Origin of the sequence: Olsenella massiliensis (assembly GCF_001457795.1) — a bacterium.
GTDB lineage: Bacteria > Actinomycetota > Coriobacteriia > Coriobacteriales > Atopobiaceae > Olsenella_F > Olsenella_F massiliensis.
The window spans coordinates 51,265-67,041 of record NZ_LN898210.1 but is presented as its reverse complement, the minus strand read 5'-3'; the positions used below and the strand labels follow the sequence as shown (position 1 = coordinate 67,041).

The following is a 15,777-nucleotide window of genomic DNA, read 5'->3' as shown; positions in this document are numbered from 1 at the left end:
CTGGGACGCGTGCGCGTCCGTCAACGTGCCGACCACGGCAGGCCCGCGGTCACGGCTTGAGGAAAGTATCCCCAAACGCCGCGCCCGTCATGCCTCGACGGGGCCGGCGGCGCGCCTTCGCCCGGACGTCGACCCAGGCCCGAAAGCGGCCCGGACCCGCGCGATGTGCCACAAGCTCAGCGCGCGGCGGCGGTCCTCGACGTCACGACGCGCTCGACCACGAGGCCGAGGGCAAAGCCCGCCACGGCAGGCAGGACCCACCCCATCGAGAGGTCGGCCAGGGGCAGCTGGTCAAGCAGGGGAAGCTCGAGCTTGGGTGCAAAGCCGTCCCTGAGCGCCACGGCGACGGAGTCGATGGCGCACAGGCCAACGGCAAGACGCCACGCCCAGGCGTTGCCGCCACCGCGCTGGACGAGCCCCATGACCGCGATGCAGATCGCGACCGGATAGAGGGCGGACAGAAGGGGCACCGAGTATCCAAGGATGGTCGTGAGGCCAAAGTTGGACAGCCCGAGCGAGACGAGCGTGATCGCGAGCGCCCACTGCCGATAGCTCAGCCTGTCGTAGCGCTCGGCAAAGTACGCGCCGATGGAGCAGATGAGGCCGATGCAGACGTTAAGGCAGGCCAGCGCGAAGATGACGGCGACGAGCACGGAGCCGACGCCCCCAAACTCGATCGCCGCCGCGGCGGCGATGACGGCGGCGCCGTTGGCCGCGTCGGGCATGACCGAGCCCATGGAGAACCCCAGGTAGGAAAGACCGCAGTAGATGAGCGCGAGGATGACGCCCGCGACGGCGCCAGAACGAATGACCTGGCGCGCCACGTCCGTGGGGTCGCTCAGCCCAAGCTCGCGCACGTTAAGGGCGATGACCAGACCAAACGCCAGCGAGGCGAGCACGTCCATCGTCTGGTAGCCGCAGACGAAGCCCGCGACGCCGGCGTTGGCGACATAGCCCTTCCCCACCGCGGGGGCAACCGTGCCGGGAGGGGACACGACGCAGGCACCCACCAACAGCACGATGAGCGCCACGAGGGAGGGGCCGGACAGCCTGCCCATGAGCTCGGTCAGGCGGCTGGGCCTGAGAGCGAGCGCAAACGCGAGCGTAAAGAACGCCACCGAGAAGGCGGCGAGCGCCATCGGGGCGTTCCCGGCGTCACCCAGCAGGGGGCGCACCATCTCGAAGGAGGTCGTCGCCGTGCGCGGGATGGCCAGGAAGGGGCCGATGGCAAGGTAGACCGCGGCGGCAAAGACCTCTGAGAAGAACGGGTTGATGCGATCGACGAGGTCGCGGACCGTCCCCGAGAGCGCGATCGCGGCGATGGTGAGGACGGGCAGTCCCACGGCGGAAATCAGGAAGCCCAGCGTCGCCAGCGGAGTCTGGGAGGCGGCCTGAACGCCCAGAAGCGGCGCGAGGATGAGGTTGCCCGCCCCAAAGAACATCGAGAAGAGCGTCACGCCCACGACGAGGCCGCCCCTAAGACCGAGCGACCTTGCGGCAGCGCCCTGCGCCGCCCCCTGCCCATCAGCGTCGCGACGAGGCGCGCCGCACGCTCGCGCCGCCGCCGCGGATGTCCCGTCCTCTCCCCGTCCCGTCACGTGACCACTCCCTCGTCCTGGATGACACCTTTATCGTCCTATCGTTATACCAGAGTCGGCATGCCGGGGTCGCGCTGGCGGCCATGCCACGAAGACAGGCCGCGAAGCTCGCGAGGGCCTCCCGCGAGAACCTTCTGTGAAAAAAGTACGGTGCTGCACGAAACAGGTCATTAGGTACCTTGACAATGGACGCGTTCGACCGTAGGCTGCTTTCGCGCCGCATGCCCGAGCGACCGGCCGAATGACCGGCACGCACCCCGTGCGCGACGACACGACGAGCCACGCACGACTCACGGGAAGGAAGCACGCCATTGAGCAACGAACCGTCATCGACGACCGCACGTGACCGCGAGCCTATGGTCCCCACGCTCGAGCAGCGCGCGCTGCACTGCCTGGGGTACTTTGGACACTACCTGCACGTCCACGCCGGCGGCAGATGCGGCAAGCAGCGCATCCTCGCCAAGCTGCTCACCCACGGCGGCCGCCTCACTCAGCGCGAGCTGCAGGAGCTCTTCCCCATCAGCGCCGCCGCCCTCTCGGAGGTCCTCAGCAAGCTCGAGGCCGAGGGGCTCATCAGCCGCACGCGCTCTGAGCGGGACCGCCGACAGCTCGTCATCGAGCTGACCGATGCCGGCGCGCAGAGCGCGACGACGGTCACCGAGGGCCACCGCCTGTTCGAGAGCCGCTGCCTCGCCGCCCTTGCCGACGACGAGAAGGAGGCGTTCGTCTCGATGCTCGAACGCGTCTCCCGCGACTGGAGGGGCACCACGCCCCAGGACGCCGACAGGCCGAGACGCGCGCAGGGCCCGCGCGAGGTCGCACGATGAGCGCACGTCGCGGCCAGAACGACGTCCGGGCCGACGGGGCGATCGTCGCGGGCCCCGACGGGGCGTCGCTGAGCTACGGGCAGATCTTCTCGACGCTGGGGGCGAGCGTCAGGGAATTCATGCGCCCGACGCTGCTCACGCCCGTGCTGGTCGTGGGCGAGGTCGCGATCGAGTGCGTCATCCCGTTCATCACGGCCCAGCTCATCGACCAGCTCCAGGCGGGCGCTGGTATGGAGGTCATCGCGCGCTACAGCCTCATCCTCGTCGCCCTCGCCGTCATTTCGCTCGCCTGCGGCGCCGGGGCGGGCGTCACCTGCTCGATCGCCGCGACGGGCTTTGCCCGCAACCTCCGCAGCGACCTGTTCAGGGCCATCCAGGGCTTCTCGTTCTCGAACATCGACCGCTTCTCCACGAGCTCCTTGGTGACGCGCCTCACCACCGACACCAATAACGTGCAGCTCGCCTACATGATGATCATCCGCACCGCCATTCGTGCGCCCATGCTGATCGTCTTCGCCATCGTCATGGCCTTTCTCACGGGAGGCGCCATGGCGATCATCTACGTCATCGTGTCTTTGCTGCTGGGGGTGGGTGTCTTTGGCGTCGCCCTCAAGGTCATGCCCCTGTTTCGCCGAGTCTTCAAGAAGTACGACGCGCTCAACGACTTCGTCGAGGAGAACGTCAGCGGCATCCGCGTTGTCAAGTCGTTCGTGCGCGAGGACTACGAGTGCGAGCGCTTTCGGCGGACCTCCCTGGACCTGTGTCACGACTTTTTGCACATCGAGCGCATCTTCGCCCTCAACGCCCCGATGATGACCCTCGCCATCGACGTCATCTACACGTTCGTCATCTATTTCGGGTCGATGGCGATCGTGTCCTCCGCCGGCAGGGCCATGCAGGTGGGGCAGATGTCCGCGCTCATCACCTACGGCTTCTCCATGCTCATAAGCCTCATGATGCTCTCCATGATCTTCGTGATGGTCACCATGTCGGAGGAGAGCTCCAGGCGCATCTGCGAGGTGCTGGTCGAGACGCCGGACATCAAAAACCCAGACCACCCCCGCTACACCGTGCTCGACGGCTCGGTGGACTTTGACCACGTGAGCTTTGCCTATGACAGGGACGCGGAGCGACCGGCCCTGGACGACATCGACCTCCACATACGAAGCGGCGAGGTCATCGGTATCATAGGCGGCACCGGCTCGTCAAAGTCGACACTCATCCAGCTCATCAGCCGGCTCTATGACGTCAGCGACGGCACCGTCAAGGTGGGCGGGCGCGACGTGCGCGAGTACGACCTGGACACCCTGCGGGGCGAGGTTGCCGTCGTGCTTCAGCGCAACGTGCTCTTCTCGGGCACCATCCGGGAGAACCTGCTCTGGGGCAACCCCGACGCCACGGACGAGGAGCTCATCGAGGCCGCCAGGCTCGCCCAGGCCGACGAGTTCGTCCAGCGCATGCCCAAGAAGTACGACACGTACGTCGAGCAGGGGGGCACCAATGTCTCCGGCGGGCAGAAGCAGCGCCTCTGCATAGCACGCGCCCTGCTCAGGCGCCCCAAGGTCCTCGTCCTCGACGACTCGACCAGCGCCGTGGACACCAAGACCGACAAGCTCATCCGACAGGGTCTCATGACCTTCGTCCCCCAGACGACCAAGATCATCATCGCACAGCGCACGAGCTCCGTGGAGGACGCGGACCGCATCGTGGTCATGCGTGACGGGCGCATCGACGCCATCGGCACCCACGAGGAGCTGCTTCGCGACAACGACATCTACCGCGAGACCTACACCTCGCAGAACAAGCAGTCCCATGACCTCAAGATGGGCGCCATGGCAGGCGTCGAGGACCCTGGTCAGGGACAGGGAGGGTCCCATGAGTAAGAACGTCTCCAACAAGGGCAAGTCGGAGGGGCAGTTCGTCTCCGATGAGCGCGCCAACCTCAACCTCGGCGACAAGCGCGGGCGGGGCGCCGGCAGGCCCATGGCCACCCTGGGACGCACCCTCAGGCTCGTCTTTGGCTACTTTCCCGTGCATGTCACCGCCATGGCCGCGTGCATCCTCGTCGCGGCAATCCTGACGTCGCTTCCCTCCGTCTTCATGCAGAGGGCCCTCGAGATCGTGTCAAGGTACTGGGCGGCGGGCGACTGGGCGGGAGCAGAGCGGGAGATCGCCCCCCTCGTTCTTAGGCTCATAGGCGTCTACGTGGTCGCCTTCTCCTGCACCACCATACAGACGCAGCTGGGCGCCGTCGTCACCCAGGGCACCCTCATGAAGGTCCGCAACCAGATGTTTGACCACATGGAGAAGCTGCCGATCAGCTACTTTGACACCACCAAGCACGGCGACATCATGTCGCACTACACGAACGACGTCGATACGCTGCGCCAGCTCATCAGCCAGGCGCTCCCCAACCTTCTCTCGATGTTCCTGCAGATGGCGTCGACGCTGGCCGTCATGGCATGGTTCTCGCTGCCGCTTTCGCTCGTGGTGCTCGTCTTCGTGGCCGTGATGGGGTGGCTCGTGCGCTTCATGGGCGGGCGCTCGGCGCGCTTCTTCCTGGCGCAGCAGGTCTCGCTCGCCAAGGCCGAGGGCTTCGCCGAAGAGGCCATGAACGGGCAGAAGGTCATCAAGGTCTTCTCGCACGAACCGGCCATGCAGGCGGGATTTGACGTCGTCAACGAGGAGCTGTTCCAGGCGGCGAGGAACGCCAACATCTACGGCAACAGCCTGGGGCCCATTCTCATGAACCTTGGCAACCTCGCCTATGTGCTCGTGGCGCTCTGCGGCGGCCTGTTCCTGGCGGTGGGACTTCCCAACCCCTCCCTCAGCGGCATGACGCTGTCCATCGACATCGTCGTTCCCTACCTCAACCTCACCAAGCGCTTCGCAGGCTCCATCGGACAGGTGTCGCAGCAGGTCAACTTCGTGGTCATGGGCCTGGCCGGCGCCGAGCGCATCTTTGCCCTGCTCGACCGTGACGTCGAGGCTGACGACGGATACGTCACGCTCGTGCGTGAGGACGACGGGTGCGAAGGCAACAGGTGCGAAGGCAATGGGCACGGAAGCGCGAATGACGGCACGGGCTGGGCCTGGAGGCATCCGCATCGGGCAAAGGGCACGACCACGCTCGTCCCGCTTCAGGGAGAGGTGGTCCTTGACCACGTTGACTTTGGCTACAGCCCGGATCACATCGTGCTGCACGACATATCGCTCTACGCGCTGCCCGGGCAGAAGGTCGCCTTCGTTGGCGCGACGGGCGCGGGCAAGACGACGATCACCAACCTCATCAACCGCTTCTACGACATCGACGACGGCAAGATTCGCTACGACGGCATCAACATCAACAAAATAAGGAAGGCCGACCTGCGCCGCTCGCTGGGCATCGTCCTGCAGGACGTGAACCTCTTCACGGGCACGGTCATGGACAACATCCGCTATGGCCGCCTCGACGCGACGGACGAGGAATGCCGGGCGGCCGCCCGTCTTGCGGGGGCGGATAGCTTCATCGAGCGCCTGCCCCAGGGCTACCGGACCCTTCTCACCGATAACGCCTCCCAGCTTTCCCAGGGTCAGCGACAGCTTCTGTCCATTGCGCGAGCTGCCGTGGCCAATCCGCCGGTCATGATCTTGGACGAGGCCACGAGCTCCATCGACACACGCACGGAGCAGATCGTGCAACGCGGCATGGACGCCCTCATGCAAGGGCGCACGACCTTCGTGATCGCTCACCGACTTTCGACCGTGCGCAACTCCGACGTCATCATCGTACTTGACCACGGGCGCATCATAGAGCGTGGCACGCACGATGAGCTCATCGCCCAGGGGGGCACCTACTACCAGCTCTATACCGGAGCGTTCGAGCTCGAATGACGGGTGGTGGCGGCGCGTGACGGTCGCGTGACGGGAGACGCACCGAACCTGCGATGCTAATGCATATAATGTCCATTATTATTCTATGAAGTGAATACTGATTCATAGCCCTGCCGCGTCGGGCCGATGCCACGGCGCTGCGGCGAGTCCGCTTAGCCAAAACACGACACTTATATCAGAATATCCCCCCAAAGCTCCAAATTTTTGATATATCGGTCGTGTTTTGGCTAAGCGACACCCATGCATACGTTTGCCGGGAGGTATGGTGTCACCAGGCGAGTCCCAAGGAGGCGCCCATGAGCGAACGCGTTGCGAACGAGCTGCGACTCATGATCGAGGAGGCTGAGCAGGAGGAGCGGTGCCTGGTCGCAGACAGCCAGCGTGATCGCTTGCGGCTGTGTCGACTCGTGCGTCAGGATCGCATGACGTCCCCCCTGCGCGGCCTCTACTGCCCGACGGAGCTCTGGGACCGCCTGAACCCCGCCCAACGATGCCGCCGCATCGTGCGAGCGCTCGCCCGCCAGCACCCCTACCTCACGTTTTGCCATGTGACCGCCGCGCTCATATGGGACCTGCCCGTCAGCTGGCAGCTGCTGGGACAGGTTCACGCCCTGCGTTCCACCGGCGGTCGCAGGCAGGGGCCAACATCCTCGATTAGATGGCATCAGCGCAGCGATGCGCAGGTCACGACCCATGACGGCGTGCGCGTCACGTCGCTTGACCAGACCGTCGTCGACTGCCTCTGCTCGCTTGACTTCACCGAGGGCCTCGTCGTGGCGGATGGGTATCTGCGTCGAACGGGAACGACGCGACGTCAGCTTCAGAACCTCCTCAAGGATCTTGGACACGGCGTCAAGGGCGTCCCTCAGGCGCGTCTGACCGCCTCCTTCGCTGACGGGCGCTCCGAGAGCGGTGGCGAGTCCGCCCTGCGGGCGACGATCGTCAAGCTGGGCTTTCCCGTCCCGACGCCGCAGCTCGTCATCAAGGATCCCATCGACCCCTCCCGAAGCTTTCGCCTTGACCTCGTGGTCAGAAATGCCGCAGGCGTGCTGGTGGACATCGAGCTCGATGGTCGCGACAAGTACCTCGACCCCAACCTGACCGGCGGCGCCGACCCCGAGGAGGTCCGCCGCGCGGAGCGACTCCGCGAGTCACGCGTCACGGCCTATGGCATCGAGGTCGCCCGGTTCTCCGGGTCCGACGCCCGTGACGCAGCCCGCGTGGGACGCGTGCTCGCAGCCTTTGGCGTCGCAAAAGGCATTCCGCCACAGACTCAGGCGCGCAATCGGACGCGCGGGCGGGCGCGGGGACTGCGCTGGCGTCAGCTTCGCCTCGGACCGCATGAGCTATGGTACAAGGTGATCGACATGCGCCGCAGGCGTCGCTCGCGGGCGGGCCGGCGCCTTCCCTTCCAGCAAAGCGAGGTTGTATGCCCATGAGCGCGCACACCCTTCCCACGTCGCCCGCGATGACACGTCGCAGCTTCGTCCTTTCGGCTGCCGGGGCCGCCTCGCTGGCCCTTGCCGGCTGCTCTGTGCCCGCCGCAACGCCCGCCGCGGACGACGCTTCCGGCACGCTCTCCGGCACCCTCACCAAGGCGCTCGACAACGGCTTTGACACGGGTCTTCACCATGCCGCGCTGGAGGTCGAGGGACACGGGACCCTCACGCTGGAGCTCAACGCCAGCAACGCCCCCATCACGGTCAGCAACTTTGCCGACCTGGTCACGCGAGGCTTTTACGACGGCCTCACGTTCCATCGCATCATCAAGGGCTTCATGGCGCAGGGCGGCGATCCCAAGGGGGACGGCACCGGGGGCTCGGGTCGGACCATCATGGGAGAGTTCGGCGCCAACGGCGTCGTCAACGCCATCCGACACGAGCGCGGAGTCATCAGCATGGCGCGCTCGAGTGAGAACGACTCGGCAAGCTCCCAGTTCTTCATCGTCCAACAGGACGCCAGCTCGCTCGACGGAAACTATGCCGCCTTCGGGAGGGTGACCGACGGCATGGACGTCATCGACGACATCTGCGAGACCACCCCCGTCACGGATGACAACGGGACGGTGGCGCCCGACCGGCAGCCCAAGATCAGCTCCATTCGCATGCTCGACTAGCCGGCCTGACGTGGCCAAGCCATCGCCCGATCATCCGAGCGGCGTCGCGCGCCGGCAAAACTCTCAAGCCGTACTTAAGGATTTTTGTCGAAGGCACGCATTTCGCAGTACCATCAGACAGCAATCGTGCGCCTTGGACGCCGTGCCAGACGCCGGATGACAGCTATCCACGTCACCCTGGAGGAGCATGCCCTCACTCAATCGGACACCCCGTCTCGCGTCGGCACTCGCCGCCTTACTCCTGCTCGCCCTGCTTGCCATGGGGGCCTCCCCCGCTCTCGCGGAGGGTGACCTCGAAGACCTCCAGAACAGGGCGATCGCGGCAAGCGCCGCCTACCAGCAGGCCCAGGACCGCGTCGACGCCCTCAACGACCAGATCGCCGAGAATCAGTCGCGCATCGACCAGATCGAGGCGACGCTCCCCCAGCAGCGCGAGCGGGCGTCGCTCGCCATGCGCTCCCAGTACCGGCTGCAGGAGAACGGCCCCGGCCTCGTGAGTCTCATACTGAGCGCCGACACGCTGGGCGAGCTGATCGAGCAGGTCACCTACCTCGACACCATCGCCAACTATCAGACGGACGCCATCGCCGAGCTCAAGGACTCCGAAGCCGAGCTCGATCGCACGAAGGCGACGCTCGAGGCACAGAAGGCCGACGCCGAGAGACAGGCCGCAAGCGCCAGGCAGGCCTATGACGAGGCCGAGTCGGCAAGTCAGGCGGCCCGGAGAAAGGCCGTCGAGCATGCCGCCAGCGCTCAGGCCGCCTATGAGGCGCAGCGAGCGGCGGGAACGGTGAGCGACCCCTCGACCACGGCCGTCAACGACAGCCTCTCGTCCGACGGCGGAACGGGGACGTCCCCGACGCGCCCCGCGAATGCGGGCACGGGCTCATCCTCCGGGTCGAGCCAGGGCTCGAACGCCGAGACGCCGTACACGTACGTGCTCGCCTCCATGTACGGCGTGGGCGACGGCCTCATGTACGGCGTCACGGCTTCGGGAGACGTCGTGACCCCCACCTCCATGGCCGTGGCCATGAAGACGATGCCCCTGGGCACGATCATCGAGATCACCTATCGAGGCAGGACCGTCCGCGCCGAGGTCAACGACCGCGGTCCCTATGCCGGCAACCGTCAGATTGACCTTCAGCCCGCCGTCGCGGCGGCACTAGGATTTGACGGGGTCGGCACGGTGGGTTATCGCGTCGTCGGCTAGGCCGGACGAGAGGTCCGGTCACAACGAGGCGCCGGTCGCAAGGACCGGCACGGGAGTCAGGACTGCGGGGCGCTAGCGGCGGGCGCGTGAGCCAGGACTGCGGGGCACTAGCGGCGGCGGCGCCGGTCCTCGGCGATGATCTGGCTCACGATCCAGAGACCCAGCACGAGGGCGACAAGGTAGCCGATGAGCCCGATGATGGGAATCCCAAAGATGACAGGCTTGATGCGGGCGTAGTAGACCACCGACGAGCCGATGAAGAGGCCGGCTACCACGATGCCCATCGTAAGGCGGTCCGCCGCGTGGGCGATGTCGCTCATGGGGTCGGTGGTCCCCGGAAGGTCGAGGTTCATGCGCAGCTGCCCGCGCGTGAGCATGCGCAGGGTCTCGGAGGCCTCCGGCACGGCGCGCACGAGACCCCTCGTCGCCTTGAGCGCGTCCTGCGCGAAGTCCCGGATGTCGTCGCGCGCCTGGGAGACGGGGTCGCGATGGGCGCGAATGTGGTCGCGGATGATCTCGACCATGGAGACGTCGGGAATGAGCGCGTTCGCGACGCCCTCGAGGGTGACGAGCGACCTGCCCAGCATGATCACCGAGCCCGGCAGCTCGACGCCGTCCTTGCGCGCCATCGAGATGAGGGCGTTGATGAAGGCAGCCACATCGAGCTCGGACAGGTCGGCCGTGCCAAACTCGTCCATGATGTGGTCGAGGTCGGCCAGCAGGTGAGGGTGATCGACGTCTCCCAGCTCCCCGACGGAGAAGCGCAGCAGACCCTCCTTGAGCCGCGCGACGTCGTGGCCTGCGACGGCAAAGACCATCTCCTGCAAGGCGAGCCGGTCATGGGACGAGAGGCGTCCCATAATCCCCAGGTCGAGGTAGATGATCTTGCCCTTTTGGACGACGAGGTTTCCGGGATGGGGGTCGGCGTGGAAGAAGCCATCGTCGAGCATCTGCTGGGCGTAGTTGTCCACCAGCTTCGTGCCGACCTCGCGCAGGTCGTAACCCGCCTCCCTGAGCGCGTCCACGTCGTCTATGGGAATGCCTTCCATGTACTCCATGACCACGACGTGCTCGGTGCAGTAGCGCGGGATGGGCCGGGGGCTGCCGACGAACCGGCAGTCCGCGTTGTTGCGCCTGAACTCCTCCAGGCTGCGCGCCTCCACCTGAAAGTCCGTCTCCTCGAGGAACGACTGCCAGAGCTCGTCCATCACGGATTGCAGGTCGAGAAACTGCTCCTCGCCCATGACGCGGGCGGCGCGGGCGGCAAGGGAGCGCATGATGGAGATGTCCTGCGCCATGATCTCCTGCACGTGCGGGCGCTGCACCTTGACGGCGACGAGCTCTCCCGAGGCGAGACGAGCCTTGTGGACCTGCGCCACGGACGCCGAGCCCAAGGGCACGTCGTCAATGGCGTCAAAGATGTCCTCAAGGGGCTGGTCGTACTCGGCACGCAGCGTGTCAAGGAGAAGGTCGCGGCCCATGGGCTCGACGCTCGTGCGCAGCTTGGCGAGCTCCTCGCAGAAGCTCTGCGGCAGGATCTCGGAGCGCATCGAGAGTATCTGCCCGGCCTTGACGAAGGTTGGCCCCAACTCCTCGAGCAGCTGGCGCAGGGTGAGGGGCGTCAGGCCGCGAAGCAGGTCGTAATGGCTGGCTATGGACAGAATCTCCCACAGGCGCGCAAGCTTGCTCGCCCGTGAGATTCGGTATCGACCCGCCCCCTTGAGACCGCCGCCAAGCAGCCCGATCGTCTCGTCATGCGTGCCGCCCTGGGCGCCGGCGCCCGACCGCGACCGCCCCTCGGCGGCCTCGGCCGGCACGTCAGACATGGATGGCTCCCTAGTCGCTGTCGTCGTCGTCCGGGTCCTCGACCTCGGGCTCGTCCGACGCCTCCTCGGGGTCGGCGTCGGCGCCCTGGGCGTCCAGCTCGTCAGACATCTGGCGGAGCTTGTCGAGCCAGGCGGCGCGCTCCTCGGCGCCCATGCTCCTGAGCTTGGCGCGCATGAGGGCGTCCGAGCCGTCCTGCGAGGCGTCATGCACCTTCCGCATGAGCTCCTCGTTGAGGGCCTTGCCCTGCTCGACCGTCAGCTCGCCCTTCTTGACGAGGTCCTCCACGATCTTCTGCGAACGCTCCGCGCCCATGGCGAGCGCGCCGACGCCGGCCAGGAAGACCTTGCGGACGCCCTCTCCCACATCATCGAAGTTTGCCATGCGGACCCCTTTCATGCGCCGTTTCTGCCGCTGGGGCGGCATCCCTACATGCTGCTCTCATGCCCCATTTGCCCCGGCTTCAGTCCGAGGGGGCGATGACGGCCGCAGACGGCGACAGACGCCGTCGCACGGGCGGCGTCAGCGCGGACCTCCCAGGAGCAGACGGCCCAGCTCCTCGACCGATCCCACCACGGCGACGGCACCCGCCCTTTCGAGCTCCCCGGGCGCGGCGGTGCCACCGTACTCGACGCCCACGCACGGGATCGAGCACGCGTGCGCCGCCTCCACGTCAAAGCGCCGGTCGCCGACCATGACCACGTCGCTCGACGTCATGCCCAGCGCGTCCACGGCCCGGGCGAGAACCTGGGCCTTTGAGAACCCCTCGTCGGAGGTCTTGCCCAGAACGAGGTCAAAGAGGTCGATCACGCCATTGTCGGTGAGGCCCGCGCGCAGGAGCTCCACCCGCTTCGAACTGGCCGTGGTGAGGATCCTGCCGTCGGCCTTGAGCGTGACGAGCAGCTCGCGCACTCCCGCAAACAGGGGCCAGCCGTCAGGCCCCAGGTTGTGATAGATCGCGCGATACTCGCGGGTGACCTCGACGGACTCCTCCTCGCTGAGGCCGAACACGAGCTGAAAGGCCTGCGGGAAGGGGGGACCCACGATGTCGCCCACGCGCGTCAGGTCGTCATCGCCCACGCCGTGACGGCGCAGCACCGTGCTGGCCACCCCGACGATGCCCGCCCTGGTGTCCGCCAGCGTCCCGTCAAAGTCAAAGGCGACGACGCGGCGGGCGGCAAGATCCGCCCTCACGTCCGTGCGCTCCGCCATGGCCCAACCCCCTTCGCAGTCCCGCGTCCGCGCGTCCGGCGCTGCGGCCCGCGCGCGTGACCAAACGGGAAATTATCATTGTCCCATGATAGCTCGAAGCTATGCTTGACGTACCGGCAGGCACCGCGAGGCGTCCCGGCCAACGTGCGGTCATCGTCACAGATGTGGAGGACGTCCCATGCGAGCAGAGCCCATCAGCTGCCTTCGTCCCGCCCCGGGCAAGGCGGCCTCGTTTGCGAGCCTTCCCTATGACGTGTTCGACCGCGCCCAGGCACGATCCTACGTGACCTCGCACCCCACGTCCTTCCTCAGGATCGACCGGCCCGAGACCAACTTTGCGCCCGAGCAGGACATGTACGCGCCCGAGGTCTATGCCAAGGCGGCCGAGCTCCTCCGGGCGCGGGCGCAGGACGGCACCCTGCTCGACGACAGGACGCCCTGTTACTACCTCTACCGTCTTGAGCAGGGCGGGCGAGCCCAGACCGGCGTCGTCTGCGCCTGCTCCGTCGACGAGTACCAAGACGACACGATTCGCCGCCACGAGAACACCACGGCGGCCAAGGAGGAGGACCGCGTCAAGCACATTCGCGCCACGGGAGCTCAGACGGGGCCCATCTTCCTCACCTATCCCGACAACGTCGCCCTGGACGCCTTGGTCAAGGCGGCCAGCTGCGCCACGCCGCTCTACGACTTCACGGATGGGCAGGGCGTGCGGCAGACGGTGTGGCGCGTCGCGCGCCCTGCCGCCGTCGAGGCCTTCAGGGCCACCTTCGCCACCGTCCCGCATGCCTACGTGGCCGACGGTCATCACCGCGCCGCAAGCGCGGTGCGCGTGGGCGTCGAGAGGCGACGGGCACGGACGGACGACGGCGAGCGGGCGAGCGACCTCTTTCTCGCCGTGCTCTTCCCCGCCAGCCAGCTCAAGGTCCTTGCCTACAACCGCGTGGTCGCCGACCTCAACGGTCACTCCCCCCGGCAGCTCATGGACCTCATGCGCCAGGTCGGGCACGTCGTCGGCACGTCCGCGCCCGCCGCGTCCGTGCCCCGCGAGCACGGACGGGTGGGCATGTATCTTGACGGCGCCTGGCATGAGCTTGAGCTCTCGCAGGCCGACGTCAACCCGGCGGACCCCGTGTCCCGTCTTGACGCGCAGGTCCTCCAGGAGAGCGTGCTCGCGCCCCTCCTGGGCATCGACGACCCCCGCACCAGCGAGCGCATTCGCTTTGTGGGCGGCATCGAGGGCAGCGGCCGCCTCGAGGAGCTGGCCGGTCCCGAGGGCGTGGCGTTCTCGCTGTACCCCACCTCGGTCGACGAGCTCATGGCCGTGTCCGACGCCGGACTGCTCATGCCGCCCAAGTCGACCTGGTTTGAGCCAAAGCTCAGAAGCGGCCTGTTCATCCGGCGCATCTGACTTCGTCCGGCTCACCTGGCACGCCTCGGCCACGCCCTAAAGGCGGGCATGGCACCCTAAAGGCGGGCATGGCCGTGTCCGCGAGCCATTTTGCGGAGTCGCCACCTTGCGTCAGAGGCGGTCGCATGATAGGGTTCAACCACGTTTACTTTTCTGGCACAGCCGCCCGTCACACGCAGGGTCATACGCGACGAGCCATGACGGCGCGGCGGAATCGAGCGTCGATGGCAGCCAACACGCAGGGACACACAAGCGACTCTCGTCATCCGAGGGGTGCCGCGCGGCACTTCTCGGGTGCCGTGCAGGCAGGGAAACCTGGCATGGCACCGTCGACGCACGCACACCCCACCAGGACGCACGGCCGACCCACGCCCCGACGTGACGCGCAGGAGGCCTACTACATCCCCGCGTCAAGCTACGACGGGGCGTCCGAGAAGGGCTCGCGCAGGGCGGCCGAACGAGGAGGCTCCAAGCTCCCCCTCGTCGTGGCCCTGGTCGTCATGGTGCTCATCGCGGCGGGCGGGGCCTACGTCTGGCTCACCCGCCCCGTCTCGCTCACGCTTGACGGCCAACAGGTCGAGGCCAGGCCCGGCACGACCCTCTCCGCGCTCATGGCCGACAACGGCGTCTCGGTCAAGGCGGGCAACTTTGTCTCGGTCGGCGGGACCGTCCTCGAGGAGGGCGGCGGACGTCCGCTCAACGCCACCGTCAACGGCGCCGAGCTCACGGACGAGCAGGCAGGCGCCTACCGCGTCGCCAAGGGCGACGAGGTGACCGTCACAGACGGCGATGACGTGATCGAGCAGTACACGGCCGAGACCGCCACGCAGCAGCCCGCGCTCACGATGGACGGCGTCGAGGGCCCGCTGGCCTACGTCGCGCAGTGGGGGCAGGTCGGCGAGGTCGAGACCCGCACCGGCTCGGTCTCGGGCGAGACGGCCCAGGTCACGACGAAGGAGAAGAAGGACTGCGTCATCAAGCTGCATTATCCCAAGCCTGACGGGGGCGAGAAGCTCGTGGCCCTGACGTTTGACGACGGCCCCTCCCAATACACGCAGGCATACCTTGACATACTCAAGAGGTACGACGCCAAGGCCACCTTCTTCGAGCTGGGTCAGAACGTCCAAGGCCTGCCCAACGTCGCCAAGGCGGTCGTGGACGACGGGCATCAGGTGGCCTGCCACTCGCATACGCATCCCTTGCTCACGAAGCTCGACGCCGCGGGCGTGCAGGGCGAGCTGAGTCAGGGATTTGAGGCCATCAAGAACGCCACGGGCGTCGAGACGACGGTCCTGAGACCCCCCTACGGAGAGTTCAAGGAGTCCACCTGGCTGCGGTCCAACGGCCTTCTGTCGCTCTCCGTGCACTGGACCCAGGATTCCGAGGACTGGAGGCGACCCGGCGTTGACGCGATCGTCTCCAAGGCGACGGCCGGGGTGGTGCCGGGATCCATCATCCTCATGCATGACGGGGGCGGTCCTCGCGAGCAGGACCTGGAGGCGCTGCCCAAGATCATCGAGGCGCTCCAGGCGCGGGGATACAAGTTCGTGACCCTCAACGAGCTCATGCAATCCGACGGCTCCATCCCGCAGGACATCAAGAGCGGCAACGCCAGGCCTCCCGCAGACACGGTCTGGCCTACGGAGCTCGGCGACGCCTAGCGACGGGGGCTTGGGTATAAGGGTCACATGAAGCGTCCCGCTCTG

12 protein-coding genes are annotated in these 15,777 nt (G+C 66.8%); 8 read left to right on the top strand and 4 right to left on the bottom strand.

What is annotated here, in order from left to right:
- Positions 1-176: 176 nt before the first annotated feature.
- Positions 177-1,598 carry a branched-chain amino acid transport system II carrier protein gene (gene brnQ, locus BN3001_RS02435; RefSeq protein WP_235815018.1) on the bottom strand — a complete coding sequence of 474 codons (1,422 nt, stop codon included), beginning with the start codon at positions 1,596-1,598 and terminating at the stop codon, positions 177-179.
- 311 nt (positions 1,599-1,909) lie between these two features.
- Between brnQ and BN3001_RS02430 the strand changes: the two genes are divergently transcribed.
- From BN3001_RS02430 to BN3001_RS02405, 6 genes are all read left to right on the top strand, one after another.
- Positions 1,910-2,425: a MarR family winged helix-turn-helix transcriptional regulator gene (locus BN3001_RS02430; RefSeq protein ID WP_235815017.1), complete on the top strand. Its 516-nt coding sequence runs from the start codon at positions 1,910-1,912 to the stop codon at positions 2,423-2,425.
- Positions 2,422-4,308 (top strand): ABC transporter ATP-binding protein, encoded by a 1,887-nt coding sequence (locus tag BN3001_RS02425; RefSeq protein ID WP_082629930.1) that lies wholly within the window; start codon positions 2,422-2,424, stop codon positions 4,306-4,308. The genes BN3001_RS02430 and BN3001_RS02425 overlap by 4 nt, the downstream gene beginning before the upstream one ends.
- A gap of 100 nt (positions 4,309-4,408) precedes the next feature.
- The gene (locus tag BN3001_RS02420; RefSeq protein ID WP_058270518.1) at positions 4,409-6,298 is read left to right on the top strand and encodes an ABC transporter ATP-binding protein; all 1,890 of its coding nucleotides are present in this window, start codon (positions 4,409-4,411) and stop codon (positions 6,296-6,298) included.
- Positions 6,299-6,594: 296 nt separating this feature from the next.
- Positions 6,595-7,737 carry a hypothetical protein gene (locus BN3001_RS02415; protein ID WP_058270242.1) on the top strand — a complete coding sequence of 381 codons (1,143 nt, stop codon included), beginning with the start codon at positions 6,595-6,597 and terminating at the stop codon, positions 7,735-7,737.
- Positions 7,734-8,414 carry a peptidylprolyl isomerase gene (locus BN3001_RS02410; RefSeq protein WP_058270517.1) on the top strand — a complete coding sequence of 227 codons (681 nt, stop codon included), beginning with the start codon at positions 7,734-7,736 and terminating at the stop codon, positions 8,412-8,414. The genes BN3001_RS02415 and BN3001_RS02410 overlap by 4 nt, the downstream gene beginning before the upstream one ends.
- A 187-nt stretch (positions 8,415-8,601) precedes the next feature.
- Positions 8,602-9,624 carry an RlpA-like double-psi beta-barrel domain-containing protein gene (locus tag BN3001_RS02405; protein ID WP_058270241.1) on the top strand — a complete coding sequence of 341 codons (1,023 nt, stop codon included), beginning with the start codon at positions 8,602-8,604 and terminating at the stop codon, positions 9,622-9,624.
- A gap of 107 nt (positions 9,625-9,731) precedes the next feature.
- Here BN3001_RS02405 and BN3001_RS02400 read toward each other — a convergent pair whose 3' ends face one another.
- The 3 genes from BN3001_RS02400 to BN3001_RS02390 all read right to left on the bottom strand — a co-directional run bounded on the left by BN3001_RS02400 (position 9,732) and on the right by BN3001_RS02390 (position 12,660).
- On the bottom strand, positions 9,732-11,450 hold the full coding sequence (locus tag BN3001_RS02400) for an ABC1 kinase family protein (protein ID WP_082629928.1): 1,719 nt from the start codon (positions 11,448-11,450) through the stop codon (positions 9,732-9,734).
- A gap of 10 nt (positions 11,451-11,460) precedes the next feature.
- The gene (locus tag BN3001_RS02395; protein ID WP_058270240.1) at positions 11,461-11,832 is read right to left on the bottom strand and encodes a phasin family protein; all 372 of its coding nucleotides are present in this window, start codon (positions 11,830-11,832) and stop codon (positions 11,461-11,463) included.
- Positions 11,833-11,970: 138 nt separating this feature from the next.
- On the bottom strand, positions 11,971-12,660 hold the full coding sequence (locus tag BN3001_RS02390; protein ID WP_058270239.1) for an HAD family hydrolase: 690 nt from the start codon (positions 12,658-12,660) through the stop codon (positions 11,971-11,973).
- A 178-nt stretch (positions 12,661-12,838) separates the two neighbouring features.
- On the opposite strand from BN3001_RS02390, the gene BN3001_RS02385 reads away from it, so the two are divergent.
- Positions 12,839-14,071 carry a DUF1015 domain-containing protein gene (locus tag BN3001_RS02385; protein WP_058270238.1) on the top strand — a complete coding sequence of 411 codons (1,233 nt, stop codon included), beginning with the start codon at positions 12,839-12,841 and terminating at the stop codon, positions 14,069-14,071.
- Positions 14,072-14,391: 320 nt separating this feature from the next.
- Complete coding sequence (locus tag BN3001_RS02380; RefSeq protein ID WP_058270237.1) at positions 14,392-15,732, top strand: polysaccharide deacetylase family protein; 1,341 nt, start codon at positions 14,392-14,394, stop codon at positions 15,730-15,732.
- Positions 15,733-15,777 lie beyond the last annotated feature (45 nt).

Coding starts and splice junctions, on each gene's coding strand:
- BN3001_RS02410 (WP_058270517.1), top strand. CDS start 7,734: ATGAGCGCGCACACCCTTCCCACGTCGCCCGCGATGACACGTCGCAGC.
- BN3001_RS02425 (WP_082629930.1), top strand. CDS start 2,422: ATGAGCGCACGTCGCGGCCAGAACGACGTCCGGGCCGACGGGGCGATC.
- BN3001_RS02390 (WP_058270239.1), bottom strand. CDS start 12,660: ATGGCGGAGCGCACGGACGTGAGGGCGGATCTTGCCGCCCGCCGCGTC.
- BN3001_RS02405 (WP_058270241.1), top strand. CDS start 8,602: ATGCCCTCACTCAATCGGACACCCCGTCTCGCGTCGGCACTCGCCGCC.
- BN3001_RS02380 (WP_058270237.1), top strand. CDS start 14,392: ATGGCACCGTCGACGCACGCACACCCCACCAGGACGCACGGCCGACCC.
- BN3001_RS02415 (WP_058270242.1), top strand. CDS start 6,595: ATGAGCGAACGCGTTGCGAACGAGCTGCGACTCATGATCGAGGAGGCT.
- BN3001_RS02385 (WP_058270238.1), top strand. CDS start 12,839: ATGCGAGCAGAGCCCATCAGCTGCCTTCGTCCCGCCCCGGGCAAGGCG.
- BN3001_RS02395 (WP_058270240.1), bottom strand. CDS start 11,832: ATGGCAAACTTCGATGATGTGGGAGAGGGCGTCCGCAAGGTCTTCCTG.
- BN3001_RS02400 (WP_082629928.1), bottom strand. CDS start 11,450: ATGTCTGACGTGCCGGCCGAGGCCGCCGAGGGGCGGTCGCGGTCGGGC.
- BN3001_RS02420 (WP_058270518.1), top strand. CDS start 4,409: ATGGCCACCCTGGGACGCACCCTCAGGCTCGTCTTTGGCTACTTTCCC.